Raw genomic sequence first — 26775 nt, 5'->3', positions numbered from 1 at the left:
GGCTCTAGTATGACCAGTCGAACTGTTCCGTCAACGTGCGTAGTGCGAGTCGCCACCGATCCAGACGTGATTGACATCGAGCTTCTCGTCGAGATGCACGACATTGGCGATATAACCCGGCGCAAGGCGCCCGTAATGGTGATCGATACGAATACTCTGGGCAGGGTAGAGCGATGCCATGCGCAAGGCTTCATCGAGCGACAAGCCGAGTTCGCGATGCACAAAACGAACTGCGGATATCATATCGAGATCAGCACCCGCCAATGTCCCGTCGTCCAGTGTCAAACGTCCGCCGGCACGTGTGATCCTGCGTCCGTTCAGCGTGAACGATGTAATATCGGTGCCTATCGTGGACATTGCGTCGGTGACGAGGAATATCTTCGCCGGACCCTGCTTGGCACGCAGTGCGATCGCCATTGAGGCTTTGTCGACATGAAAGCCGTCGGCGATCAGCCCCGCCGACAGTTCACCTGATTCAAGCACCGCGCCGACCACGCCGGGACTGCGATGGCCGAGCTGGCTCATCGCATTGAACAGGTGTGTCACCATGGTTGCACCCGCATCCTTGGCCGCCAAAGCCACTTCGTAGGATGCGCCGCTATGGCCGAGGCTGACGATCACCCCGGCATCGACCATCGCCCGGATCTTTTCAGCCGATACCGTTTCCGGTGCAACTGTCGTCAGCAGAACGGGCAATTCTTGCACGGCTTCGATGATGGCAAGGAGATCAGCGTCGTCCATCGGCCGGATCAGCTTCGGGTCGTGCGTGCCCTTGTGTGTCAAAGACAGATGCGGACCCTCGAGATGCAAGCCGATAAATCCGGCCACTTTCTCTTGTGCCGCGGCCTTGCCTGCGGCGATAGCCGCCGCAGTTATTTCCGGCGTATCGGTGATCAGCGTTGGCAGCAAGGCAGTCGTGCCGAAGGCGAAATGCGCATCGCATATGGTGCGGATTGCCTCGATGCTTGGACCGTCGTTGAGGAGTACGCCACCACCCCCATTGACCTGAACATCGATGAAGCCCGGTACAAGCCTGCCGCCCTTCAATTCGACCCGGCGAATGTCACCGGGCAAATTCGACAACGGCGTGATACTCTTGATCACATCGCCATCGACAACCAGACCTGAATCGGTGTGCCAGGTTTCGCCGTCGAATATCTCGGCGCCGGTAAGGGCATAGATAGTGCTCATAGGGTTTCAGTCACTTTTCGTAAGTGCGGAGGTTCATCCGGATTTAACCCACGGCTGCGGGCAAAGCTTTCCACGAAAGCATAGAACGAAACGAGCAGGGCCAGTGGATCAGTCAGCGGGTGCGATGTCGCGACGAAGGGCAGGGCTGTAGCATGGGATGGTTTGGACGATGTGAGGAACACCGCAGCGCCTTGGTCGGCCAGACGATTGGCGGCGTCCACAAGGGAATCTTCGGCTGCGTCGCGTGCCGCAAGCACGAGAATCGGAAAGCCCTCGCCGACAATGGCCTTTGGTCCGTGCATGACCTCTGCAGCACTGAAGGCTTCAGCATGAACCGCACTTGTTTCCTTGAATTTCAGCGCCATTTCGTTGGCGATTGCCAGAGATGGTCCGCGTCCAAGAACGAACAGCGAGTTTTCGTCGGTCACTGCGCCTGCGAAGGCTGACCAGTCACAAGCGACGGCCTTGGCGAGCGCGGCTGGAAGATCATCGATTGCAGCAAGCAACTTGGTGTCTTCGGTCCAATGGCCGATCAGTGCGAGACCGGCAACCGCCGAGCTGATGAACGACTTTGTGGCGGCGACGCTGCGCTCCGGCCCTGCAAGGATATCGATAGCAAAATCGCTGGCATGCGCGAGGTCAGACTCGATGACATTGGTGATGGCGATGGTCAATGCCCCGCTTTCACGGGCTGCGTTTGTCATGCTGACAATGTCTGGGCTCTTGCCAGACTGTGAGATGGATAGCGTCGCAGCAGAGCCAAGTTTGAGCTTTACGCCATAGATCGAGGCGACAGAGGGCCCGAGCGAAGCAACGGGAATACCGGCGGTGAGTTCGCTCGAATATTTCAGGAAGGCACTGACATGATCCGATGATCCTCGAGCGATCGACGCAAGGAAGGGCGGGTTCTTTTCGCGCAACTTCGCGCCAGCCGCAGCAAGCGTTCCGCGGGAGGCGTCAAGGAACTTTGCTGTCACATCGGGAATTGAGAGTATTTCTTCCCGCATGAGGGTCGGTTTCGTATTCACAGCACTGCTCCTGAAATTTCCGAAGACTCGCCGAGCTTCAGTTCGGCGACAAATTCATAGGCGTCGGCACGGTAGATCGATCGGGTAAACTCGATCACCTTCCCGGATTCGAGGTAGGATATCCGCTCGATATTCAGGCTGGCGGAACCCGCCGGAACCTGGAGCAGTTTAGCATCATTCTCTTTCAATATGGCCGCAGAAATGCGCTGTATTGCCCTGACCGGACGATTGCCGCTCTCCGCCAGTACCGCATAAAGCGATAAAGTGACGAGTTCCGGGTTCGGCAGCACATGAATGGACAGGGCGGCACGCTCGATCGCCATGGGCGTGTCGTTGGCCACGCGCAATCGGCTGATCCGCGCCACCTTTTCGCCGGATGACAGGCCGAGCGTCACCATTTCTTCGGGAGAGGGCGCATAGACGCCGCGGTCGAGCCATGTCGAGCGGACGATCATCCCGCGCCGCGCCATATCTTCAGTAAAGGATGTGAGGTGCGACAAGGATTGCTCGACGCGTGCGGAACGCGGCGCAACAAATGTGCCCGAACCATGCCGCTGGACGAGCAGGCCATCATTGACGAGACCCTGGACGGCTTTGCGTACAGTCACACGCGAGATCTCCGCCATTGCAGCGAGCTCTCGCTCCGGAGGCAGTGCGTCTCCAGGTAGAAGTTTTCCTTCACGAACGGCGTTTTCGATCAGCCGCTGCAATTTCACGTATAGCGGACCACCGATGGCTGAACTTTCGTTGAGCGAAGGCAGAATATCGATCAAACCATCACCCATGACTAGAGCCCTTTCCGGCCATATTGGCCGTATTCTGTTTCGCGGCTGGCGAGACAATCCACGCGGAAGGTGGCGAGGCCGATGTGGTTCATCGGACGAAGCCGCCTGACAACGTGGTTGGCCGCCAGCTGGAAACCCGAAGGGACGGGCCCTGTTGCACCAATCCCTGCGCAAAGCCACTCGCCCGCACGAAGGGTGCGGGTCTTCCTGTCTTTGCTTGATCTTGTCACAACATGCCTCCGTCAGAATAGGTCAATATGGCCAGAAAGGGCTCTCGCCTCCGCCGATGACGAAGCGAAATTGCGTGCTGCCAGCTGGACGGCGCCTGTCAGAGCGTCATTCAGGGGTGCTTGCAGCATTGCCCGATAGCGAGGTGAAAGGCGCGGACCATAAAAAGCACCAAGACCACCCAATAGAGAAAGACGCATTGGGGCTGGAGACATGATGGCGTCGAGCCCTTCCTCGATTTGGCCAATGGTCTTGTCCAAAAGAGCAACGGCGACTGCGTCATCTTTCGAAGCATACTCGAAGACAGTTGGCGCAAACGTGCCGAAATCACTCGGCGTCGCGGAATGCGCGAATTGGACGATCCGATGCGGGTTGCCTCCGAACCGTTCCATAACTGCCGCCGTCATCGGCGAGCTCATATGAAACTTGTCATAGGCGAGCAATGTTTCTTCGAGCAGGTCCCGGCCAAGCCTTGCACCCCCGCCGAGATCGCTAACCTTGAAGCCCCAGCCGCCAGCAAATCGAATGTCATTGCCGAGCCGGGTAACATAGGCGGAACCGGTGCCGAGGATCACCACAGTGCCATCATGATCGCCAAGTGCCCCCTGGAGCGCGATCACGCCATCCGAATAAACAAGCGATTTTTGAAACGGCAGCATAGCTTCCAGCTTTGCACCGTTACCGCCCACATTGGCGCCGGCGAGGCCGAGGACCGCGAAGACCGTTTTGCTCTGGCCAGCGTCGTTTCCAGCCATTTTGAATGCTGCTTCAGTTGCATCGAGAATGTTCAGACGTGCTGTATTCATGTCGGTCATGATATTGGCCGAACCACTCTTGCCAGTGCCGAGAACATTGCCGCTCAGATCAGCCAATGCCGCCCTGCAACCTGTGCCGCCACCATCAATTCCAAGGAGATAAGTCACGTTCAATCGTCCTCCAGCATTCAGAATACCAATAAAATACCAATAGCCAAGCGTTAATTTGTGCCTCGACGGGTTTTTCTCAATCTAATTGAAATCATTAAACAAAAATCTATTGTCCTAAATCATCGCGTAAATTTTTTAAGGAATTGCTGGACAAGTGGTATTTTTTTGGCATTAATTATCGGAACGAGGAGTGAGCAGTGGCACTAACCCGCACCGAGCAGCGCAACGAGAACGCATTGGGACTGGACGAGAAGTCGCCAGAAGATGTTTTGCGGTTGCTGCACGAAGCACAGCTTGAGGCTGCCGCTTCGGTTTCGCGCGCCACGGATTCCATTGCAAAGGCCTCCCTGCTCGCTGCCGACACGCTCGCATCGGGTGGGCGTCTTGCTTACGCCGCCGCGGGCAGTTCAGGCCTGATGGCCATGGCGGATGCGCTGGAACTGCCCGGTACTTACGGCATTGCTCCCGACCGGGTCGTCATCCTGTTTGCTGGCGGTGTCGCAAGTCTCAACCGGTTAGCTGGCACTTACGAAGATGACGTAAGCCAAGCCGCGAGCGACATTACGGCGGCAGGGTTGATAGCTGGCGATTGCTTGATCGCAATTTCCGCCAGCGGCACAACCCCCTATGCGCTCGCCGCAATTGACGAAGCGAAGGAGCGCGGTCTCAGGATCATTTCGATTGCCAACAATCCCGACGTTCCGATGTTTGAAAAGGCGGACGTAGCGATTGCGCTGGAAACACCGGCGGAAATGGTGGCGGGTTCAACGCGAATGGGGGCGGGCACCGCGCAGAAAATCGCACTCAATCTCTTGTCCACTTTGATGGCCATCCGGCTTGGACACGTGCATGACGGCTACATGGTCAATCTCGTCGCGGACAATATCAAACTGCGCGAGCGAGCAGCGCGCATCGTATCGGCGATCAGCGCTTGCGATATGAGCGACGCAGCAAAGTTGCTCGAAGCCAGTGGTGGCTCGGTCAAGTCGGCGATCCTGCTCGCTGCTGGAGCAACGAGCGCTGAAAATGCATCAAAACTTCTCGAAAGCAATCAACAGAGGCTTCGCCCGGCGCTTTCGGAACTCAAAGAGAGTCATGGTTCCCGCTAGGAACCCGGGCTCTCATTAACGGCACTGCTCAAAAGGGTGCAACAGGAGACTAAAATGGGAAGCACGACTTTAAAAACATTGCTTATGGCGACAAGCATTCTGGCTACGGCCGGTTTTGCCCATGCCGCCGATACCACGCTGACGCTGGAAAGCTGGCGTACCGACGATCTGGCCGTGTGGCAGGAAAAGCTCATTCCAGCTTTCGAGGCCAAAAACCCCGGCATCAAGGTTAAGTTCGCTCCGACGCCTCCGACGGAATATGATGCTGCGCTTGGTGCACGCTTCGATGCGGGCAGTGCTGGCGACATCATTACGTGCCGTCCTTTCGACAAATCTCTGGAGCAGTTCAAGCGCGGCAATCTGGCGAGCCTGAACGATCTTCCGGGAATGAAGAACTTCTCGGACGTAGCAAAGTCTGCCTGGACGACCGACGATGGCAAGGACACGTTCTGCGTACCGATGGCTTCGGTTATCCACGGCTTCATCTACAACAAGGATGCATTCGACAAGCTTGGTATTGCTATTCCTACCACGGAAGCCGAGTTTTTCGCCGCGCTTGACAAGATCAAGGCTGACGGCACCTATATTCCGATGGCCATGGGTACAAAGGATCTCTGGGAAGCCGCGACTATGGGTTACCAGAATATCGGACCGACCTACTGGAAAGGCGAAGAAGGCCGCGCCAAGCTGATCAAGGGCGAAGAGAAGCTGACCGACGCTGATTGGGTCGAGCCCTATAAGGTTCTTCTCAAGTGGAAGGATTATCTCGGCGATGGTTTCGAAGCCCAGACCTATCCGGACAGCCAAAATCTGTTTACTCTCGGACGTGCTGCGATTTATCCAGCCGGTTCATGGGAAATCGGTCTGTTCAATACACAAGCCCAGTTCAAGATGGGAGCATTCCCGCCGCCTGTGAAGAATGCCGGTGACGCCTGCTACATTTCCGACCACAACGACATCGGCGTCGGTCTCAACGCCAAAAGCGGCCACGCAGAAGAAGCCAAGAAGTTCCTGGACTGGGTTGCTTCGCCGGAATTTGCAGAGATCTACGCCAACGCGCTGCCAGGCTTCTTCAGCCTGAACTCAACGCCGGTGAAGATGCAGGATCCACTGGCGCAGGAATTCGTTTCATGGCGCGAGAAGTGCAAGCCGACGATCCGCTCGACCTATCAGATCCTGTCGCGCGGCACGCCAAACCTCGAGAACGAAACCTGGGTTGAATCGGCTAACGTCATCAACGGCACCGACACGCCGGAAGCTGCAGCCAAGAAGCTGCAGGATGGTCTCGACAGCTGGTACAAGCCTGCCAAGTAAGTGATTGATGGCCGGGACGTTCTTGTGATCGTCCCGGCTATTTCTTTATCCGGGCGCAAGGCACGCTGTTGCGCTATCATTGCTAAAAACGGCAGTCGCAGGCCGCTTTCCATGCGACCAAAAATCATAAGCAGGGGTCTCAGTTTTCAATGAGCACAGTCGCAGAAGTATCGATCGATCGAGCTGAGGACAGACACCGCCGGCGCTGGCACATCCTTGTGTTTTTGGCGCCCGCCTTGCTCGTCTATACTGCTGTGATGATCCTGCCGCTCATCGAAACGCTGCGGCTTTCCCTGTTCAACGTCAAAGACAACCAGAGCATCTTTGTCGGCTTCGGCAATTTCCAGGTGCTCTTCGGCGATCCGCGTTGGGCTGCCAGTTTCTGGAATGCGCTGCGCAACAACTTCGTTTTCTTCCTGATCCACATGCTGGTGCAGAACCCCATCGGTGTGGCGCTTGCCGCGCTGCTGTCCGTGCCGAAGCTGCGCTTTGGTGCCTTCTATCGCACGGCGATGTTCCTGCCGACGCTTCTGTCCTTCGTGATCGTCGGCTTTATCTGGAAGCTCATCCTGTCACCAATATGGGGCGTTTCGCCTTTCCTGCTCGATCTGGTCGGGTTGAAATCTCTGTTTTCGCCATGGCTCGGCAAGCCGGGCAGTGCGCTGATCGCCGTTTCGCTGATCTCGGTCTGGCAATATGTCGGCATCCCGATGATGCTGATCTATGCGGCGATGCTCAACATTCCCGAAGAAGTTCTTGAAGCGGCCGAATGCGATGGCGTGACTGGATGGAGCCAGTTCTGGAAGATCAAGCTGCCGCTGATCCTGCCCTCCATCGGCATTATCTCCATTCTGACTTTCGTCGGCAATTTCAATGCGTTCGATCTGGTTTATACCGTGCAGGGCGCGCTCGCCGGACCGGACGGCGCGACGGATATTCTCGGTACCTTACTCTACCGAACCTTCTTCGGTTTCCAGTTGCAGATTGGCGACAAATCCATGGGCGCGACGATCGCGACGGTGATGTTCCTCATCATCCTGTCAGGCGTCTGCCTCTACCTTTTCGCCATCCAGCGGCGTATGCGCCGCTACCAGTTCTAGGAGCAGCGATCCATGGCAAAGCCAACAGCATCGCCCGTCCGCACCGGTCTCGTCCATCTGGCGCTCATCATCTATACGCTGATCGCATTGTTTCCGGTGTTCCTGACCGTCATCAATTCCTTCAAGGACCGGAGCTCGATCTTCCGTGATCCACTGGGTCTGCCAACACCATCGACATTTAGCCTCATCGGCTATCAGACCGTTCTCGGACAGGGGGATTTCGTCCTTTATTTCCAGAACAGCTTCATCGTCACGGGTGTCTCGATCTTCTTCGTTCTGCTGTTCGGAGCAATGGCCGCCTTTGCGCTGTCGGAATATCGCTTCCGCGGCAACACGCTGATGGGACTTTACCTCGCGCTCGGCATCATGATTCCGATCCGCCTGGGAACAGTGGCCATCTTGCAGGGCATGGTTGCTGCGGGATTGGTCAACACGCTCACCGCACTAATCCTTGTTTACACCGCGCAGGGTCTGCCGCTCGCGGTCTTCATTCTCACCGAATTCATGCAGACCGTATCGGACGATTTGAAGAATGCCGGGCGCATTGACGGCCTGTCGGAATATTCGATCTTCTTCCGCCTAGTGCTGCCGCTCGTGCGGCCGGCGATGGCGACCGTCGCCGTCTTCACAATGATACCGATCTGGAACGATCTGTGGTTCCCGCTCATTCTTGCGCCGAGTGACGCCACCAAGACCGTGACGCTCGGTAGCCAGGTGTTTATTGGTCAGTTCGTGACCAACTGGAATGCGGTGCTGGCGGCGCTGACGCTGGCGATTGTCCCGGTCCTCGTTCTCTATCTCATCTTCTCGCGGCAGTTGATCCGCGGCATCACTTCGGGAGCGGTCAAATGATGGCTCAAAAGCCGGTGCGGGTTCTCGTGGCGGGGCTCGGCAATATGGGCCGCAGCCATGCGCTCGCCTATCACCACAATCCGGGTTTCGAGATCGTCGGGCTGGTCAATCGCTCCGTCGTGCCCCTGCCGGAAGAGCTTGGCGCTTACGCGATCCATCCCTCCTTCGACAAGGCACTCGCCGAGTTGAAGCCTGACCTCGTTTCCATCAACACATATTCCGACAGCCATGCAGACTATGCAGTTGCGGCCATGGAAGCGGGCGCGGATGTCTTCGTCGAAAAGCCGCTGGCTACGACGGTGGTCGATGCGGAGCGGGTCGTCACTGCCGCCAGGAAACATGGGCGCAAGCTCGTGATAGGCTACATCCTGCGCCACCATCCGTCCTGGATGCGGCTGATCGAAGAGGCCCGCAAGCTAGGCGGTCCTTACGTTTTCCGCATGAACCTCAATCAGCAGTCGAGTGGGGCAACCTGGGAAACGCACAAATCGCTGATGAAAACCACGTCGCCCATCGTCGATTGCGGTGTGCATTATCTCGATGTGATGCTGCAGATCACCGACGCCAAGCCGGTTCAGGTTCGCGGCATGGGCGTGCGTCTCACCGATGAGATCGATCCGGACATGTACAACTACGGACACCTGCAAGTGTTGTTCGATGACAAGACCGTCGGCTGGTATGAGGCCGGATGGGGCCCGATGATGTCCGAGACGGCCTTTTTCGTCAAAGATGTGATTTCGCCGAATGGTTGCGTTTCCATCGTCATGGACCAGAACGCAAAGTCGGATGACATCGATTCACATACCAAAACTTCGACTATTCGTCTGCACTCGGCAAAGATTGGACCGGATGGCCGCTTCGCCAAGCCCGACGAGCTCTTGAGCATGGCTGGCGAACCTGGACATCAGGAACTCTGCGATCTGGAGCAGGCGTTTGTCCTCAAGGCTATCCGCGAAGATCTCGACCTCGACCGCCACATGCAGGATGCCGTGCGTTCGCTCAGCGTGTGCCTGGCAGCAGATGAAAGCGTGCGGACGGGTCAACCAGTTAATCTATGAATTTGAATCAAGAAACGGGAACAAGACATTGGGTTCTTTGAAGATTGAAAATATCCGTAAGTCCTTCGGTCAGGTCGATGTGCTTAAAGGCATCGACCTTGAGGTCAAGGATGGCGAGTTCGTGATTTTTGTCGGGCCGTCCGGTTGCGGCAAATCCACATTGCTGCGGGTGATCGCGGGACTCGAGGATGCGACATCGGGCGACATCCTGATCGATGGCAAGAAGGTCAACAATACGCCGCCCGCGAAACGCGGCATTGCCATGGTGTTCCAAACTTATGCGCTCTATCCGCACCTCTCCGTTCGCGACAATATGGGCCTCGGCTTGAAGCAGGCAGGTAAGCCAGCCGACGAAATCAAGGAGCGCATCGGGATCGCCTCAAACATGCTGTCGCTCGATGCTTATCTCGAACGCCGCCCGGCAGAACTGTCCGGTGGCCAACGCCAGCGCGTCGCGATTGGCCGTGCCATTGTGCGCGAGCCACAACTGTTCCTTTTCGACGAGCCGCTGTCGAACCTCGATGCTGCGCTACGCGTCAATACGCGTATCGAGATCGCGCGTCTGCACCGGCAACTCAAGGCGACCATGATCTACGTGACACATGATCAGGTCGAGGCCATGACACTTGCCGACAAGATCGTAGTGCTGAACCAGGGCAGGATCGAGCAAGTCGGCTCACCGATGGAGCTCTATAATTCCCCTCAGACAGTCTTTGTTGCCGGTTTTATTGGGTCGCCGCAGATGAACCTGGTCGACGCCACAAAGCTCGGCCTGAGCGGTGCGAAAACCATCGGCATCCGTCCAGAGCACATTCAGGTCAGCAAGACATCCGGCGAATGGAAAGGCTCTGTGATCCATGTCGAACATCTCGGTGCCGATACGATTATCTACCTCCAGACGGATTTCGGCCCGCTGACGGTTCGTCTCTTCGGCGAGCACAATTACGATGTGGATGGCGTGCTCTATGCCACTCCGGATGCCGGTCGGACCTACCGGTTTGACAATGAAGGCCAAGTCATCAAGGGGTAAGGCGCGCCATCCCTTACTATGGCAAATAGCAACGCTCTTCGTCGGGCGATCTGCGACACCACGAGCCAATTCATGTCATGACATCACCATGCGTATGGGTCATAGTCTGCCGCGCGTGGAGTCGCCTCCCGCGTCAATAATGTATGGACAAGAGCAGGACGAATACCATGAGCTGGACACCGGACTCCAAGCGCTACGACACCATGAAATACAACCGTTGCGGCAGGAGTGGACTCAAGTTGCCGGCCATTTCCCTTGGGCTCTGGCACAATTTCGGCAACGATACCCCGCACAACGTCAAACAGGCGATCTGCCGTCAGGCCTTTGACCTCGGCATCACGCATTTCGATCTTGCCAACAATTATGGTCCGCCTCCGGGTTCTGCCGAAGAAGCATTCGGCGACATTTTACGCAATGACTTCAAGGGTTATCGCGATGAGTTGATCATTTCGTCCAAGGCGGGCTACAACATGTGGCCCGGGCCTTATGGCGAATGGGGCAGCCGCAAATACGTTATCGCCAGCTGCGATCAGAGCTTGAAGCGGCTGGGTCTCGACTATGTCGATATTTTCTATTCGCACCGTTTTGATCCCGATACGCCGCTCGAAGAGACAATGATGGCGCTGGATCAGATTGTGCGGTCCGGCCGGGCTCAATATATCGGCATTTCGTCCTACAACTCCCACCGCACGCGCGAGGCGGCAGCTATTCTCGAAGAGCTTGGCACGCCATGTCTCATCCATCAGCCAAGTTATTCAATGATCAATCGCTGGATCGAGGAAGACGGATTGATCGACGCGCTGGAAGATCTCGGCATCGGTTCCATCGTATTCTCGCCCTTGGCGCAAGGAATGCTGACCGACAAATATCTCAAAGGTGTACCCGAAGAGAGCCGTGCGGCACAGGGCAAGTCGCTCAATCCGGATTTCCTCAACGAGCGCAACATCGACAACATTCGTGCACTCAATGAGATCGCATCAAAACGCGGCCAGACACTCGCGCAAATGGCAATCGCGTGGGTGCTCAGGAAGGGTCGCATCACCACCGCGCTGATCGGCGCCAGCAAGCCACAGCAGGTGATCGATTGCGTCAAGTCGCTCGAAAATCTTGCATTTACAGATGCCGAGCTTGCCGAGATCGATAGCTATGCAACCGATGCGAACGTCAATCTTTGGGCTGCCTCAGCTGAACGCAAGGGACCGTCACGCAAGTAAAGCACCTCAAAGCAACCTTGAAATTGGCAGGGCGGGGCAAGGGTCGTGATCCTAATGCGAAACGTCTCGCCAAGAACAGATAAGGATTGGACCGTTCAATGAAGATTGCGATGATCGGGACCGGGTATGTCGGTCTGGTGTCGGGTGTCTGCTTTGCCGAATTCGGCTTTCAGGTGACCTGTGTTGATAAAAACCCGGCGATTATCGACCGGTTGCAGGCTGGCGAGGTTACGATCTACGAACCCGGCCTCGATGAACTGCTGGTACGCAATGCGCGCGACGGCCGCCTGACATTCACGACTGAACTCGCCGAGACCGTTGCCGATGCCGACGTTATCTTCGTTGCGGTCGGGACGCCCTCGCGGCGCGGCGATGGTGAAGCCGACCTGCAATATATCCACGCGGCTGCCGATGAAATCGCCGCGGCAATGAAGCCGAACGCTGTCATCGTCATCAAATCGACTGTGGTCGTGGGCACCAACGCCGATGTGCGGGCGCGCATCGCCAAGGCACGGCCCGACGTGCCGTTCTCCATGGTCTCCAATCCGGAGTTCCTGCGCGAAGGCTCGGCCGTCGAAGATTTCCTGCGGCCAGACCGCGTCGTCGTCGGCGTTCATGATGATGCCGGCGCAGCGGCTATGAAGCGCGTCTATCGTCCGCTCTATCTGCGTGAAACGCCGATGATCGTCACGACACTGGAAAATGCCGAGATTATCAAATATGCGGCCAACGCCTTCCTGGCCATGAAGGTCACCTTCATCAACGAGGTGGCTGACCTGTGCGAAAAGGCCGGAGGGAATGTACAGGACGTGGCGCGGGCCATCGGCATGGACAACCGCATAGGTTCGAAGTTCCTGCATGCGGGGCCGGGATTTGGCGGGTCGTGTTTCCCGAAGGATACACGCGCCTATGCGGCGACCGGACGCAAGATGGATGCGCCTCAAACTCTTATCGAGCAGGTCGTCAGTGTCAATGAACAGCGGAAGCGTTCCATGGCCGAGCGGGTGATCGAAGCAGCGCGGCGCACGGGAGCGAAATCCGTTGCCGTGCTTGGCATTGCCTTCAAGCCCAACACGGACGACATTCGCGAGTCGCCGGCACTCGACATTATTCCGGCCCTGCAGAAGGCTGGTTTGAGCGTGCGAGCGCACGATCCTGAAGCACGCGAGGCAGCAGAGTCAGTCCTGCACGATGTCACCTGGTGCAAGTCTGCCTACGAAGCTGTCGACGGGGCAGGGATCACACTATTACTGACTGAATGGAATGCCTACCGTGCGCTCGACCTCAAGCGGGTTTCTACGCTTATGAGCGGCAAACTTCTGTTCGATCTGCGCAATGTCTTCAACGTGCAAGACCTCGAAGGCTCTGGCCTGGAATACCACTCTGTCGGACGACCGCTGGTGGGGAAGAGCGCCAATACCTGACGGAAATTCAGAGGTCATGGTTTGCATGACGACGAGCGAGAATCGACTACGGATTGGCTTCAGGCCAGTTGCCCTTTGTCGCTGACTAGCTAGCCGTCCTGCAATTCCAATGGAAATGGCGTTCGCTCCCAGATTTTTTCGATCTTATGGGTTTTGACGGAGATTGCCTCCCATTCGTGGAGAATTCGGGCAATTTCAGCTCGATCTCCAGCCAAGAGCGCTGGATAGAACTCCGGCGAAAGCCGATCCACATGCTCAGCTACCGACCTATTTTTCTGCAAAAAGCTCAGTGCAATATCAAATTCCCCTTTCATGGCTGGTATCAATACCTCGAAAAGTTCAATCGTGGTCGAGCTGACCTCTGGCACCGTCATGGCAGAGAGAAAGGCAAAATAATCATCCAGACTTGCGATGGCATAGAGCTCCGGCAGAGCGCCCTCGATTATGTCCAGCATTTGCGCGATTATGTCTGGCTTGTTCATAGTCCACCCGGACTTCCTGATGTACTCGCCATAGTTGGCTTGCCTAAACCGCATGCCCCAGCCAAGAGCTCTGATTTCCGTTTTAGGGGCAAGCAATTGCACTGAAATTTTCGGAACGAAGACAGTCGGATCCATCGAGCTTCCAATATAGAAACCGCGCAGCAAATGCTGAACGGGTTTAATGAAGACAAATCGTCCTGTCGAGATCAGGTCGTTCCGCCGCTCAATGAGCGGGCGCATTGCATCACGTACGTCTTTAATAGTGGTCATTGACTATCTCCTGATGGAACCGGCACTTGGCTTGATCTGTATGACAAAGAACTCCTCCGTTTTGGGAAACGTCTTCGCGGTTGAATGGGCAAAAACCCCCATCCGTGCGAGATCAAGCTCTTTTATCCCCGTCTTGAAATCGTAGATGCAGGTCAGATCGTTCCTGACTGTCTCATGAACATCGAGCCCGAGTGATCCTTTTTCCCTGATCCCGACTTCTTGCCGGTAGTAATCGGATGGAGTGCCGGCCAGTGGAGCCATAAGAAATAATTCTGCTTTCAGAGTGCTGTCGCCTAAGCCGTTCACCATATTTGCCGCACGCAGGTGAAACTGAGTTCCATAGTTTTGCGGTGTTCCATAGGACCCAATGGGTCCCATCGTAGATGCAACGCTGTCCGCTATAGTTTGTATCGTCCAGTATCTGGGGCAAAACTTGCTGACGGTATCCATATCCGCCTTGCGAACGCTCGCCCAGATTTTTGTGTCGGAATCGCCTTTGCTAAATTGCCTTGCGCGCAGAGAAAGGATTGGCACGACATAAGGATCATCAGCAGCTGCAATTGCGTTGTATTGCGCAACCGCGTCCGCTAGCGGGTATTCGAGTTCCGGTGCTTTCAGGAACGAGAGGAGAGCAGTGGCAGAACGGATAACGGGATTGTTTCTGACAATGGCCCGCAGTGGAGTTTCACGGTCGATCTGCAGTCCGAGTTGCTCGGTCCGTTTAATCCATGAGCCGCTTTGCGGGCTGGAACTACTATGCGCCAATGTGGCGCCCGCGGTGATTGGATCAATCCCGCCTTGGCCGTTCGTCCATTGCCCGCCATCAGAATTTCCAGGAGGCACGCGAGGTTGATCTGGATCGAATTTGAGGAAGAGGTCAAGTTCGTCCAAAAACTCGAGCTGCTTGTAGAGAAAATCCTGCTTCTGTTGCAGGAGTAGATGGTCCTGCTTGGCTTGCGCCGCTGAACACCCGCGTTTTGGAGTTCTTAGGCGAGAATCGTTGGCTCTTATCTGCCATAGCAGCTTGTGGTAGGCCGGGCTGTCTGTGGGTGATTGATGCATGAATAGGGTCCTTTTAAAAAAGGACTATATTCCTATAAACTTTGCGACGCCGTCAATTCGACATTAGTCGCGAGTCGTCGATTATTTCACCGCCTTGTACAGCGTTATGGTCGTCCTCCGGCCCTTGCTGTAGTTAATGCCGCTCACAGTACCGACTGCGGCAACCGACGTCTCGCCCTGCGGCAGAGCCTTGATGAAGGCGTCGTGTTCCCGTTCATCGACTGCTGAAATCGCACAGGCCGGATCGTTGCTGAGGTGCTTGGCCGCCCCTGCACCGTCGGTGAGGACCGTCTTCGTACCGGCAAGAAAGACCAGGCTTGGCTCAGCATAACTGGCGGAAGCCAGTACGCTGTTGTCGCACGGCTTGGCGGCATTGAAGGCATTGGCAATGGCCGGGCTGAGCCAGATCGGTGTCAGTGCCGGAACGACGCCCCATGTAAGCAGCGTGAGCGTAATAATCGCAAAGGTTGCAGAGGCTTGCAACGCGCGCTTGAGATTGTGATTCAACACTAGGCCGCTGGCAAAGACACCCGCGGCAGCTGCAGTAAAGAAAGCAATGATCCCCGGAAGGGAGAATGATCCGGTCATGACGTAGGGCAGGACAAGCCCCGCGCCCATGAAGCCGAGTGTCGCAGCGGCAAGGCCAAGAAGCGTCAGCCGCTCGACCCAGATTTGCCAGCGGCCGCGATAGGGCTGGGCGGCGACGCCGGTGTCGATGGCCCAAGCCATCATCAACAGCAGGGCCGGGTAAGCAGGAAGGATATAGTGGGGCAACTTCGTCGGGATCAGCTCGGTTACCAGCCAGAATGGAATGTACCAGGCAATCAGGAAGGCAAGGCGCGGATCCTCGCGCAATCGGCTCAACGCCTGCAGACCGCCGCGAATAGCGAGCACGCCAAATGGCCAGATGAACACGACGAAGATCAGGGCGAAATAGCCCGGCGGCGCGCCGTGACTTTCCTGCGCATCGCCAACCTTCGACAGGAAATCCTTGTTGACGGATTCGTTGAAGAAGGCACCGCCGCTTTTCAGCGTGATCAGGATGAGCCATGGCAGCACGATTGCCAGCAGGATGAGGATGCCGCTTAACGGCTTCAGGCGTTTCAGCCATCGCCACTCGCGGTAGAAAAGGCTGAGAGAGCCCATGGTCAAAAGACTGACAAAGGGAGTGATCGGGCCTTTGATCAGAACACCGGCTGCCGTTGCCACCCAGAAAATCACTGCTGGTGCCCATTTTGCTGCAGCCTGCTTGCGGCTCGCCATCCAGATCGATGCGAGCGCACCCTGTGCGATGACGACCGTCGCCAGCACCGTTGCGTCGGTCTTTGCCACCCGCGCCTCGAAACCAAGCATGACGATCGCAGCAAGGGCGATACCGGCCATAAGGCCGGCGCTTTGGCCAAAAAGGAATGCTCCCAGAGCAGCCGTGCCGAGCACAGCAATCGTAGCGCCGGCCACCGAGACGAGCCGGTAAACCCATATCGGCGCATCGTTATTGTAACCTGTGAGCTTGAGCGCAGCGCTCTGCAGCCAGTAAATGCCAACCGGCTTCTTGTAGCGTGATGCGTCCTGAAAGCGGATATCGACATAGTCGCCGCTCTCAGCCATCTGGTGCGTTGCCTGCACGTATCGCGCTTCATCGCGGTCCAGCGGCGGTATCGATGCGATACCCGGGACAAAGGAGATGAGGCAGATGAAAACCAGCAGCAAATAATGGCTGGCGCGAAGTTTTGTGCCGCCGCCGGGAGTGAGGTCCGAAGAGGTCATCAACATCGCTTGCTCACGTGTCCAGCGTCATCGCCTTCTTCTCATTGGCGATCAGCCAGAGATTGCGAATATAGACGATAAGCCCCAGGCCCTGACCGGCAATGAACACCGGATCCTTGCGCACGACCGCGTAGACGAAAAGCAGCACACCGCCAAAGAGTGAGAAGAACCAGAAGGTGACCGGGACGACGCTGCGCTTGGCCCGTTCGGAGGCAATCCACTGCACGACGAAACGCATGGTGAAACAGCCCTGCGCAAAAAAGCCCAGCAGGATCCAGGCGTCGAATTGGGCCACGAAAACCGAGTGCAGCCAATTGGTAATAGCATCAGCCATGACTGATCTCCGTAATCGTTGGAACGGTCTTGCGGCGCTTGCGCAGCCACCAGACGCCATAAAGGTCGAGAATACCGCGCAGGCCGCGGTCGAGAATGCCGTAGTTCGATTTGCCGTGACGGCGCTCGCGATCGAGGACATCGACATGCACGACGCCATAGCCTTCACGGATCACCAATGCAGGCAGGTAACGGTGCCAGCCATCGAAGAAAGGCAATTCCCGGAAAAGCTGGGTGTGCAGAGCCTTAAGGCCGCAGCCGCTGTCGCGTGTATTGTCCTTCAGGATCGCGCTGCGCAGCTTGTTGGCATATTTCGATGCGAACTGCTTCAGTTTCGTGTCGGTACGCTTCAGCCGTTGCCCTGCTGCGATCCCGATTGCCGGACCGGCCTGCAGCAGTGCATCGGCAAGCCGTGGCAGGTAGGCGGGGTTGTTCTGTCCGTCGCCATCCATGGTGACCACGACCTTACCCCTTGCCGCGAATACGCCGGAGCGAACGGCCGCACTTTGCCCCGCAGACTTGTCGTGACGAATATGACGCAGAGGCTTCCCGGCCTTGATCCGCTCGCCCAATGCTTCACCCGTCAAGTCGGTAGAGCCATCGTCGACCACGATCACTTCGTAGCTGCGGCCTTCCATGGCTGCATCCACTTCATCGAGGAGAAAGGTTAGATTGGCGGCCTCGTTGCGGCACGGAATGACGATCGTAATTGCCGGATTGCTCAAGTTGCAAGCTTTCGTAGTGGGACTTCAGGCGGGCTCCATAACATCGAAAGCGCCGCCGTGCCATCCTCATTTGCATTACGAAGCCGTAATGGTCACCTTGTCGGTCAACGCTTGTTGCGAATATCAGAGAGAGTCTTCGCCGGCGTAATCGCTTCTGGATCGAGACGGATCTCGATGATTGCCGGCTTGCCGCTTGCGATTGCCCGCTGCCACGCTCCTTCGAATTCTTCGGTCGACTCCACCGTCTCGCCATGCCCGCCATAGGCGCGCGCCAGCATGGCAAAATCCGGGTTGGTGAGGTCTGTTGCGGATACCCGCCCAGGGTATTCGCGTTCCTGGTGCATGCGGATCGTCCCATAGATGTTGTTGTTGATGACGAGGACGATGATCGGCAGGTCATATTTTACCGCTGTCGCAAACTCCTGGCCGTTCATCAGAAAGCATCCGTCGCCCGCAAAACAGACGACCATACGCTCTGGATAAAGCTGCTTGGCTGCAACCGCAGCTGGCAGCCCGTAACCCATGGAGCCCGACGTCGGCGCCGCCTGTGTGCCAAAGCGACGGAATCGATGGAAGCGATGCAGCCATGTGGCGTAGTTGCCTGCGCCATTGGTCATGATTGCATCCTCAGGCAGCACGCTCTCAAAATAGGACATGATTGGTCCCATCGCGACCTTGCCCGGTCCGGTCTTCGGTGGTGTTGACCAGGCAAGATAGGACTTATGCGCAATCTCGGCTTCGCCCGGCCAGTTGGTGTGTGATGGCGGGGCCAGGTGCTCCACGGCTTCAGCAAAAGCGTCGGGAGCTGAGTTGATCGCGAGGCTTGGGCGATATACTCGTCCAAGTTCATCCGCGTCTGGATGCACATGGATCAGAGTCTGCTTGGGGTAGGGACTGTCCATCAACGTGTAGCCGGACGAGGGCATCTCGCCGAAACGCCCGCCGACGAGCAGCAAGACATCAGCGTCTTTCACACGGGCAGCCAATACGGGATTGATGCCGATACCGACATCGCCCGCATAGTTGGGATGAAGGTGATCGAACAACATCTGGCGCCGGAACGAGCAGCCGACGGGCAGGTGCCATTTCTCTGCAAAGCGCGTGATCGACTGAACGGCATTTTCGTCCCAGCGCGACCCGCCCAGGATCATGAAAGGCCGTTTTGCGCCCTGAAGAAGATCGGCGAGCTTTTCGATACTGGCTGGAGAAGGACCCGTCTCGACCGGCTGCCAGCCCTGCGCCGCCACTGCTTCGACCTTGTCGGTCAGCATGTCTTCCGGCAAGGCCAGCACGACAGGTCCGGGGCGACCCGAGGTTGCGACCGAAAATGCTCGCGTGACGAATTCCGGAATGCGCCGCGCATCGTCGATTTCCGCCACCCATTTCGCTGTATCGGCAAAGAAGCGGCGGTACTCGACTTCCTGAAAGGCCTCGCGCTCACGTGCGTCGCGTTGCACCTGGCCAATAAAAAGGATCAGTGGCGTCGAATCCTGCTTGGCGATGTGGATTCCGGGGGAGGCATTGGTTGCCCCTGGACCACGTGTGACAAAGCAGATGCCTGGCTTGCCTGTGAGCTTTCCCCAGGCATCAGCCATCATCGTCGCGCCGCCCTCGGCCCGGCAAACGGTGACGCCTATCTTTGCGTCGTAAAGCGCGTCGAGCACGGCAAGATAGCTCTCACCCGGCACGCAAAACAACCGCTCGACGCCATTAGCCGCCAAAGCCTCGACGATCAATTCACCGCCCGTTTTCATTGGATATATCCTTCAGTTCTTCGAGTATTTCAGCGCTGTGCTCGCCAAGACGTGGCGAAGGCCGTTGATAGGAAAGCGGGGTTTTCGACATGACGATCGGCGTGCGCACCGAAGGTATGGTGCTGCCGTGACCATCGTCGAGATCAAGCCGCAATTGCCGTGACACGATCTGCGGATCGTCAAACATCTCGCCGATCCGGTTTATCGGTCCTGCCGGAACAGCATTTCGGGAACAGGCATCGAGCAACTCAGCGCGAGTACGTTTCTGCGTTTCGACCCGGATCAGGTCCGTCAGTGCTGCACGATTTTCCAGCCGGGTACGATTGGTCAGGAAGCGAGGATCGCTGGCGAGATTTGTCAGCCCGACGAGGCTGCAGAATCGGGCGAACTGCCCGTCATTGCCGACTGCAAGAATCATATGACCATCAGATGTCGGCACGACTTCGTAAGGGGAAATATTCGGGTGCGCGTTGCCCATGCGGTGCGGACTCTTGCCCGTCGCAAGATAGTTCATCGCCTGGTTGGCCATGACAGCCGATTGCACGTCGAACAGGGCCATATCGATCATCTGGCCTTCGCCTGTCTTCGCTGCATGTGCCAGCGCGGCCTGAATGGCGATGACGGAATAGAGCCCGGTGAAGACATCAGCGACGGCGAGGCCAACCTTTTGCGGCTCGCGGTCGGGTTCGCCGGTAACGGACATCAGCCCGGACATGCCCTGGATGATGAAGTCATAGCCTGCCTGTGCTGCGTACGGACCGTCCTGACCAAAGCCGGTAATCGAACAATAGACCAGGCGCGGATTGTCGGCGCTCAAAGTTTCGTAGTCGAGGCCATACTTCTTCAGACCGCCCACCTTGAAATTTTCGAGCACGACATCTGCGGTACGGCACAGTGCCTTGACGGTCTGCTGTCCCTCTTCGGTCGTGAAATCCAAGGTAATCGAACGCTTGCCGCGGTTACACGAGTGAAAATAGGCGGCAGAGAGGTTTTCGCCCTCGCTGCTGGCGATGAAAGGCGGTCCCCACCCACGCGTTTCGTCGCCTCCGGCAGGATTTTCCACCTTGATGACATCAGCGCCAAGGTCGGCGAGAACCTGTCCGGCCCATGGACCGGCCAGAACGCGAGCGAGTTCGATGACACGCACACCCTTGAGAGGAGCATCAGTCATGTTTCAAGCACTCTCCAGATGTGTCGGCCGTTTCGAAACTGTTCGTGTCGCCCAGTCAGCGAAATCCCACATGATTACCTCCCTGTTGATCTCGTTGAGGCCTTCATGCCGTGTACCCTCGTAGATATTCGTTGTGACATTGGAAAATCCAAGCTGTTTCATTCTGCGATCAAGATGCCTGACAGCTTTGCCCTTCTCGGTGGCCGGATCTTCGGCACCGCCGACGAGATTGAAGGGTAAGTCGCGAGGGACGTTGGCCAGCGACGAATCATTTGCGCCGGTGAAGATGAGGTCGAAAATATCGCGCCACATACTCACTGTCGGGTTCCAGCCCGATAATGGGTCGGCAAGATAGGCATCTACTTCGCCAGGGTCGCGCGATAACCAGTCGGACGCCGTACGAGCCTTTGCAACACTGCGGCCCCACTGCTGGAAGGTGAATTTCGGTAGCACCATGCTTGGAACGTCCGATCCCAAAAACATGCGCTCGGCACGCAGGACTCCTTGCGCGACCCGGCCGAGAAGTCCAGCAGAGAAATTGGCGTTCCAGATCGCCGCAGCGTCCACTTTGCGCGGATGCTTCAGCACGTAGTTCATTGCTATCAATCCGCCGAGCGAATGCCCGAACAAAATTATTGGGAGATCAGGATGGCGTTTGCTGGCAAGGCTGTTGATGGCATCGACGTCGTCCAGAACGCGCATGACTCCGTCGCTTTGCGCGAATCGTCCAGCCGGAGCTCCAGTTGCTTTGGTAAATCCGTGTCCGCGATGATCGTGAGCATAGACGTGAAAACCTTGCCCGTTCAAGAATCGGGCAAACCGCGCATAGCGCATGGAGTGTTCGCTGACGCCGTGACTGATCTGGACGATGGCGTGCGCCTGACCCTCGGCCGCGGAAAACCGCATCGCAAGTTTTGCCCCTGTCGCGCTTGCAATCGTTTCTACGTCCTCGAATGCCATTCACTGCCTCCCGTCGCAGTTGAAGTGGTGGCGCATGAATAGTCAATGCGCAATAAATTCCGATAAAATCCGCTTAATTTTTTTCGTTATTGCACAATAAATAATCACGCAAAAGCATATGCAATTTTATTTTGCAAAGCCTCTTGCAATCGATAAAAACTTGCCTCAGAACTTCACTCCGAAAGAGATTGAATGTGCGATCGTTGCAACTGCAACAATGAAACGCACTCGGTTTCTGCCAGTTACATGGCCGTTCAGGGGAGAAGAGGACGCTCCCCGAATGCGGCACCAGAGGGGAAACCGGGTGACGGAAATATCCGCGCCCGGTTTCGCTCGTTTGGATGTCCGGATGGCAATGCTGCTGTGCGTGGTTCGACAAGCTCACCATGAGGGACGTGCGTTGATTGCGGGGAGCCAGAAACAGCAACGTTGATGCCTGTCGCGACGCCGCCGGTTGTCGTGCAGCCCACCCACCCCCCTCATGGTGAGCTTGTCGAACCACGCACAGCAGCATTGCCATCCGGCAAAATTAGCAGCCGCGAAGACACCCCATCAAACCTCCTGACAAAAATAATCGTGGCTACTTATCCACGCCCTCCAAACCTGACTTATCCTTCTCCCCGTCCTCTTCACGGGAACTGCTTCCGGAGCCGTTCGAAGTGGGGAGAGGATCGGCGCCTCCGATGGCGGGTAACGGACCCGCTGTCCGGGGAAGTTCCGTCCAAGGGTTCCCCTGCCGGTACTACGACTGGCGTGTGCTGGACGAGCACTTCGAAAGGGGCTTTCGGCAGCGGGCGAAGCAATTCACCCAACGTCAAGCCTCCCAAGCGGAACGGACGGGATCAAAAGTCGCCGGACGGGCGGTCTTCGGATCGCATTATTTATCTACAAAGACGCGCTTCGACGACCGCCCGTCTTCCCAGCATGCAAACAATGGCCAGACGCGAAAGCGGGCGTGGCAAAGAAGGGGCTTAACCTCAGCAGATGCCCGAAATAAACCACCCATCCATTGCCACCGGAGCCCCTTTCGCCTACATACGGCGCAAATTCATGTCCCCAGAGCGGTTTGCAGTCATATTTGATCGTTCTGCCGGAGGGAATTTGGTTCAAGGTCGAGGGGTTTGGCGAGGCCGCACTGGTGGTGCGGGCGAAGCCGAAGCCCGAAGGATTTGAAGCAAATTCACCCGGCCCTTCGGGTTTCCGGCTTGCGGACACCCACTTTGTCAGGCGGCATCGTCCGATGGGTAAACATCGGCCTCGCCACCTTCCTAGTGGATTGTCTCGCCATCCGGGAAACAGAACTGATCCAATATGACTGCAAACCGCTCTCAAATCCCGAACACCGGAGTGACGCGCGTTATGGCACGCCAATTCATCTATCATATGGCCGGCCTGAACAAGGCATATGGAACCAAGAAGGTTCTTGAAAACATTCATCTTTCTTTCTACCCCGATGCCAAGATCGGTATCCTCGGACCGAACGGTGCAGGTAAGTCGACGATCCTCAAGATCATGGCTGGTATGGACAGAGAATATACAGGCGAGGCCTGGCTGGCCGAAGGCGCGACAGTTGGTTATCTCGCCCAGGAGCCCATTCTTGATCCCACAAAGGATGTGATGGGCAACGTCATGGACGGAGTTGCCGACAAGAAGGCCATTCTCGACCGCTACAATGAAGTCATGATGAATTATTCCGACGAGACCGCCGACGAGGGCGCGAAGTTGCAGGATATCATCGATTCCAAGAATCTCTGGGACCTGGAATCGCAGGTCGAGATGGCCATGGAAGCATTGCGCTGCCCGCCTGGAGACAGCGAGGTAACCAACCTTTCCGGCGGTGAACGCCGCCGCGTGGCTCTATGCCGTCTTCTGCTATCGCAACCGGACCTGTTGCTCCTTGACGAGCCGACCAACCATCTGGACGCGGAAACCACGGCGTGGCTGGAAAAGCATCTGCGCGAATACAAGGGTTCGGTACTGCTGATCACCCACGATCGCTACTTCCTCGACAATGTTACAGGCTGGATTCTCGAACTCGATCGCGGTCGCGGTATTCCTTATGAAGGCAACTACTCGGCCTATCTCGGTGCCAAGGCCAAGCGCATGCAGCAGGAAGGCCGCGAAGACGATTCGCGCCAGAAAGCTCTGGAACGCGAGCGCGAATGGATTTCGGCGAGCCCCAAGGCGCGTCAGGCGAAGTCGAAAGCGCGTATCAAGGCCTATGACGCCTTGGTGGATGCAGCCAACGATCAGCGGCCGGGCGATGCACAGATTCTTATCCCGGCAGGCGAGCGCCTTGGCCAGGTGGTGATCGAAGCGGAAGGTCTCACCAAATCCTTCGGCGATCGACTGCTCATCGAAAACCTTACATTCAAGCTGCCACCCGGCGGCATTGTCGGCATTATCGGACCCAACGGTGCAGGTAAAACCACCCTGTTCAAGATGATCACCGGGCAGGAAAAGCCCGATTCCGGTTCCATCCGTGTCGGTGAAACCGTGCATCTCGGCTATGTCGATCAGAGCCGCGATCATCTCAAGGCCGACAAGAACGTCTGGGAAGAAATCTCGGGCGGTAATGAAATCATCAAGCTCGGCAAGTACGAGATGAACTCCCGCGCCTATGTCTCGGCATTCAACTTCAAGGGCGGCGATCAGCAGCAGAAAGTCGGCAATCTCTCCGGCGGTCAGCGCAATCGCGTGCATCTCGCCAAGATGCTGCAGGCTGGTGGCAATGTTCTTCTGCTCGATGAGCCCACCAACGATCTCGACACCGAAACGTTGGCGGCGCTTGAGGACGCGCTGGAAAAATATGCAGGCTGCGCCGTGATCATCAGCCATGATCGCATGTTCCTCGACCGGCTGGCGACGCATATTCTCGCATTCGAAGGCGACAGTCATGTGGAATGGTTCGAAGGCAATTTCGAGGACTACGAGAACGACAAGATCCGCCGCCTTGGTCCGGACAGTGTCAACCCGAAGCGTCCTAGCTACAAGCCGCTAACTCGATAAACGGTAGTGGGAGGCGGAGACGTTCTCCCATCACCATTTTTGACGAACCCATCAGGCTTATTTGCTGGTTTTCGTGGCTTGAATTTCTAGTATGCGGGGAGTCTCACGGAGTGGCGCAATGACCGACCTGTTTGAAACCAGAACCGAAATACTCCCTTCACGCAAGCTCAGCGGGCGGGTAAGTGGACTGTTCGAAGCTCTCGCAGGCGACTTTGTCACGACGCCAGCAGCTTCTCTTGAGCTCACATTCGACGGGATCGTCGGCGATTTTCATGCGGGTCCGACGCGCAAGTCCGGCGGGCGTGAGCCCTGGTATCCGCGCGGCACGGAAATGCGCAACGAGCGCCAGCTTTCCATTCTCGCATCGGACGAACTAGCGGATGTCGCTGCTGGCATGGGATTGTCTGATTTGAAGGCTGAATGGATCGGCGGCAACATGGTCATTGACGGTATTCCGGCGCTTTCGATGCTGCCGCCACGGACGCTGATGTTCTTCGAAGGAGGCGTCACCCTGAAGGTCGACGGGCAAAATGCCCCTTGCAAAGTGGCGGGACGCTCCATCGGCGAACATGCAGACACAGAAGATCACACGACGACAGCGCTTGACTTCGTCAGGGTCTCGAAGCGCCTGCGTGGTATCGTCGCCTGGATCGAGAAACCGGGCACCATTCGCGCCGGTGAAAAAGTCGATGTACGGGTGCCTGAGCAATGGATTTATCCGATCTAAGGCTTGCGCCAAGAGCTTTTCTATGGCGAATGGACTGAAGGTCCGGTGCCTGCTTTTTGCAGGAGAATCGGGAAGCCGGTGAGAATCCGGCACGTGCCCAACGCTGTAAAGGGGATGGGCCGCGCATATGCCACGGATATACCGGAAGGCGCGCGGTTCAGATGAACCTCAGTCAGAAGACCGGCCGGACCTCATAGCTTAAATCGCGCGGACGGCGGGGAGAGTTTCCAAGCGTTGTTGGGAGCAAACAATGCAGAATGTTTCGTATCGTCCGGTCACCGCCGATTGCTTTTCCGATGATGAGCGCGCTGCGGTCTACAAAGCCATCTATACAAGGCGCGACGTTCGCGACCAGTTCCTGCCGAAACCGGTACCCGACAGTATCCTGATGCGGCTGCTGGACGCCGCGCATCATGCGCCGTCGGTCGGATTCATGCAGCCGTGGAACTTTATTGTCATTCGGGATGAAGCGCGAAAGGCGGAGATATATCGCGCCTTCACCCGCGCCAACGAGGAAGCGAAGTTGCTGTTCAGCGACGAACGGCAAGCGCTTTATGCTTCGCTGAAGCTCGAAGGCATTCTCAAGGCGCCGATCAACCTTTGCATCACCTGCGACCGCACTCGTGGGGGCAGGGTGGTGCTTGGACGCACGCATAATCGCCAGATGGACCTCTACAGTACCGTCTGCGCTGTGCAAAATCTTTGGCTCGCAGCTCGGGCTGAGGGCATCGGTGTCGGGTGGGTCAGCATTTACCATGATCAGGATATGCGCCGTATCCTCAGCATTCCGGAGCATGTCGAGATCATAGCGTACCTCTGTATCGGTTATGTCGATGAACTCTACGACACGCCGGAACTGCAAAAGCGCGGCTGGCGTAAGAGGCTGCCACTGACGGAGCTGATCTTCGAAGACACTTGGCGGCACGCGACCAGTATCAGCTCGGATCTTCCTCATCAGGATCCAGCAGACGCGTCGCCCGCCACTGCGTCAACTTCCGATTGATGGCATCAAGCACGAAGAACCGCGCACTCACCTTGTCATACCCTTCATCGCGCAGGGCGTCATAATCCGTGTGCTGGTGGCGGACATGCGCCACGGCAGCAAGCCACACCGCAATGGGAGGGGGCAATGACCGCATGTGCGGCGCGCCAGCAGCAGCCCTTATCGGTTCCGAATCCGAATAGGGCACCGCCGGGAGAAGCAGCGTCAGCGCCTTGTTGATCGCGCGCTGGCGGTTTGTTCCTGTGCTCATGCA

General features: G+C 56.9%; 25 protein-coding genes and 1 riboswitch. Of the genes, 11 read left to right on the top strand and 14 right to left on the bottom strand.

Annotated elements, in window-relative coordinates; translation table 11 throughout:
- Positions 1-30 precede the first annotated feature (30 nt).
- From nagA to PHA01_RS09690, 5 genes are read right to left on the bottom strand one after another with little or no spacing between them, the layout of a single operon-like run.
- Complete coding sequence (gene nagA / locus PHA01_RS09710; protein WP_271894795.1) at positions 31-1191, bottom strand: N-acetylglucosamine-6-phosphate deacetylase; 1161 nt, start codon at positions 1189-1191, stop codon at positions 31-33.
- Complete coding sequence (locus PHA01_RS09705) at positions 1188-2198, bottom strand: SIS domain-containing protein (protein WP_271895076.1); 1011 nt, start codon at positions 2196-2198, stop codon at positions 1188-1190. The genes nagA and PHA01_RS09705 overlap by 4 nt, the downstream gene beginning before the upstream one ends.
- Positions 2199-2215: 17 nt before the next feature.
- A complete protein-coding gene (locus tag PHA01_RS09700) occupies positions 2216-3004 on the bottom strand; it encodes a GntR family transcriptional regulator (protein ID WP_271894793.1) in 789 nt (262 codons plus the stop codon).
- A 2-nt stretch (positions 3005-3006) separates the two neighbouring features.
- Positions 3007-3234, bottom strand: coding sequence for a hypothetical protein (locus PHA01_RS09695; protein WP_271894792.1), 228 nt, complete (start codon positions 3232-3234; stop codon positions 3007-3009).
- Between the two features lie 12 nt (positions 3235-3246).
- Positions 3247-4155, bottom strand: a complete 909-nt coding sequence (locus tag PHA01_RS09690; RefSeq protein WP_271894791.1) for a glucosamine kinase nucleotide-binding domain-containing protein — start codon at positions 4153-4155, stop codon at positions 3247-3249.
- Positions 4156-4355: 200 nt separating this feature from the next.
- Between PHA01_RS09690 and PHA01_RS09685 the strand changes: the two genes are divergently transcribed.
- The 8 genes from PHA01_RS09685 (at position 4356) to PHA01_RS09650 (ending at position 13259) form a co-directional block, all read left to right on the top strand.
- A complete protein-coding gene (locus PHA01_RS09685; protein WP_271894790.1) occupies positions 4356-5267 on the top strand; it encodes an N-acetylmuramic acid 6-phosphate etherase in 912 nt (303 codons plus the stop codon).
- Between the two features lie 54 nt (positions 5268-5321).
- Positions 5322-6581: an ABC transporter substrate-binding protein gene (locus tag PHA01_RS09680; protein WP_271894789.1), complete on the top strand. Its 1260-nt coding sequence runs from the start codon at positions 5322-5324 to the stop codon at positions 6579-6581.
- 149 nt (positions 6582-6730) lie between these two features.
- Positions 6731-7681: a carbohydrate ABC transporter permease gene (locus PHA01_RS09675; RefSeq protein ID WP_271894788.1), complete on the top strand. Its 951-nt coding sequence runs from the start codon at positions 6731-6733 to the stop codon at positions 7679-7681.
- 12 nt (positions 7682-7693) lie between these two features.
- Positions 7694-8533, top strand: a complete 840-nt coding sequence (locus tag PHA01_RS09670) for a carbohydrate ABC transporter permease (RefSeq protein ID WP_112531782.1) — start codon at positions 7694-7696, stop codon at positions 8531-8533.
- Positions 8533-9591, top strand: a complete 1059-nt coding sequence (locus PHA01_RS09665; protein WP_271895074.1) for a Gfo/Idh/MocA family protein — start codon at positions 8533-8535, stop codon at positions 9589-9591. Before PHA01_RS09670 ends, PHA01_RS09665 begins: the two co-directional genes overlap by 1 nt.
- Positions 9592-9619: 28 nt before the next feature.
- A complete protein-coding gene (locus tag PHA01_RS09660) occupies positions 9620-10621 on the top strand; it encodes an ABC transporter ATP-binding protein (RefSeq protein ID WP_271894787.1) in 1002 nt (333 codons plus the stop codon).
- Between the two features lie 167 nt (positions 10622-10788).
- The gene (gene mgrA / locus PHA01_RS09655) at positions 10789-11835 is read left to right on the top strand and encodes an L-glyceraldehyde 3-phosphate reductase (protein ID WP_271894786.1); all 1047 of its coding nucleotides are present in this window, start codon (positions 10789-10791) and stop codon (positions 11833-11835) included.
- A gap of 98 nt (positions 11836-11933) precedes the next feature.
- Positions 11934-13259 carry a UDP-glucose dehydrogenase family protein gene (locus PHA01_RS09650; RefSeq protein ID WP_271894785.1) on the top strand — a complete coding sequence of 442 codons (1326 nt, stop codon included), beginning with the start codon at positions 11934-11936 and terminating at the stop codon, positions 13257-13259.
- Positions 13260-13348: 89 nt separating this feature from the next.
- On the opposite strand, the gene PHA01_RS09645 is transcribed toward PHA01_RS09650, so the two are convergent.
- From PHA01_RS09645 to PHA01_RS09610, 8 genes are all read right to left on the bottom strand, one after another.
- On the bottom strand, positions 13349-14011 hold the full coding sequence (locus PHA01_RS09645; RefSeq protein ID WP_271894784.1) for a hypothetical protein: 663 nt from the start codon (positions 14009-14011) through the stop codon (positions 13349-13351).
- A 3-nt stretch (positions 14012-14014) separates the two neighbouring features.
- A complete protein-coding gene (locus tag PHA01_RS09640) occupies positions 14015-15073 on the bottom strand; it encodes a hypothetical protein (protein ID WP_271894783.1) in 1059 nt (352 codons plus the stop codon).
- An 81-nt stretch (positions 15074-15154) separates the two neighbouring features.
- The gene (locus PHA01_RS09635; protein ID WP_271894782.1) at positions 15155-16840 is read right to left on the bottom strand and encodes an ArnT family glycosyltransferase; all 1686 of its coding nucleotides are present in this window, start codon (positions 16838-16840) and stop codon (positions 15155-15157) included.
- A 13-nt stretch (positions 16841-16853) separates the two neighbouring features.
- Positions 16854-17174: a lipid-A-disaccharide synthase N-terminal domain-containing protein gene (locus PHA01_RS09630; RefSeq protein ID WP_112531790.1), complete on the bottom strand. Its 321-nt coding sequence runs from the start codon at positions 17172-17174 to the stop codon at positions 16854-16856.
- Positions 17167-17898 (bottom strand): glycosyltransferase family 2 protein, encoded by a 732-nt coding sequence (locus PHA01_RS09625; protein WP_271894780.1) that lies wholly within the window; start codon positions 17896-17898, stop codon positions 17167-17169. Before PHA01_RS09625 ends, PHA01_RS09630 begins: the two co-directional genes overlap by 8 nt.
- Before the next feature lie 104 nt (positions 17899-18002).
- A complete protein-coding gene (locus PHA01_RS09620) occupies positions 18003-19652 on the bottom strand; it encodes a thiamine pyrophosphate-binding protein (RefSeq protein WP_271894779.1) in 1650 nt (549 codons plus the stop codon).
- On the bottom strand, positions 19636-20823 hold the full coding sequence (locus PHA01_RS09615; protein WP_271894778.1) for a CaiB/BaiF CoA transferase family protein: 1188 nt from the start codon (positions 20821-20823) through the stop codon (positions 19636-19638). Before PHA01_RS09615 ends, PHA01_RS09620 begins: the two co-directional genes overlap by 17 nt.
- A 3-nt stretch (positions 20824-20826) precedes the next feature.
- The gene (locus tag PHA01_RS09610; RefSeq protein ID WP_271894777.1) at positions 20827-21783 is read right to left on the bottom strand and encodes an alpha/beta fold hydrolase; all 957 of its coding nucleotides are present in this window, start codon (positions 21781-21783) and stop codon (positions 20827-20829) included.
- Positions 21784-23142: 1359 nt separating this feature from the next.
- On the opposite strand from PHA01_RS09610, the gene ettA reads away from it, so the two are divergent.
- From ettA to bluB, 3 genes are all read left to right on the top strand, one after another.
- Positions 23143-24792, top strand: a complete 1650-nt coding sequence (ettA, locus tag PHA01_RS09605) for an energy-dependent translational throttle protein EttA (RefSeq protein ID WP_271894776.1) — start codon at positions 23143-23145, stop codon at positions 24790-24792.
- Between the two features lie 118 nt (positions 24793-24910).
- Entirely contained in the window at positions 24911-25519 is a 609-nt protein-coding gene (locus PHA01_RS09600; RefSeq protein WP_271894775.1) for an MOSC domain-containing protein, read from the top strand.
- Positions 25520-25545: 26 nt separating this feature from the next.
- A riboswitch (cobalamin riboswitch) is annotated at positions 25546-25722 on the top strand.
- A 47-nt stretch (positions 25723-25769) separates the two neighbouring features.
- Positions 25770-26522: a 5,6-dimethylbenzimidazole synthase gene (gene bluB, locus PHA01_RS09595; protein ID WP_271894774.1), complete on the top strand. Its 753-nt coding sequence runs from the start codon at positions 25770-25772 to the stop codon at positions 26520-26522.
- On the opposite strand, the gene PHA01_RS09590 is transcribed toward bluB, so the two are convergent.
- The gene (locus PHA01_RS09590) at positions 26455-26772 is read right to left on the bottom strand and encodes a DUF2293 domain-containing protein (protein ID WP_271894773.1); all 318 of its coding nucleotides are present in this window, start codon (positions 26770-26772) and stop codon (positions 26455-26457) included. The two genes, bluB and PHA01_RS09590, sit on opposite strands and share 68 nt — an antisense overlap.
- Between the last annotated feature and the right edge of the window lie 3 nt (positions 26773-26775).

Source organism: Candidatus Phyllobacterium onerii (genome assembly GCF_028331445.1).
In the GTDB taxonomy this organism is placed as follows: domain Bacteria; phylum Pseudomonadota; class Alphaproteobacteria; order Rhizobiales; family Rhizobiaceae; genus Phyllobacterium; species Phyllobacterium onerii.
The sequence above is the reverse complement of the archived record's forward strand: the minus strand, read 5'-3'. Positions and strand labels throughout refer to the sequence as shown.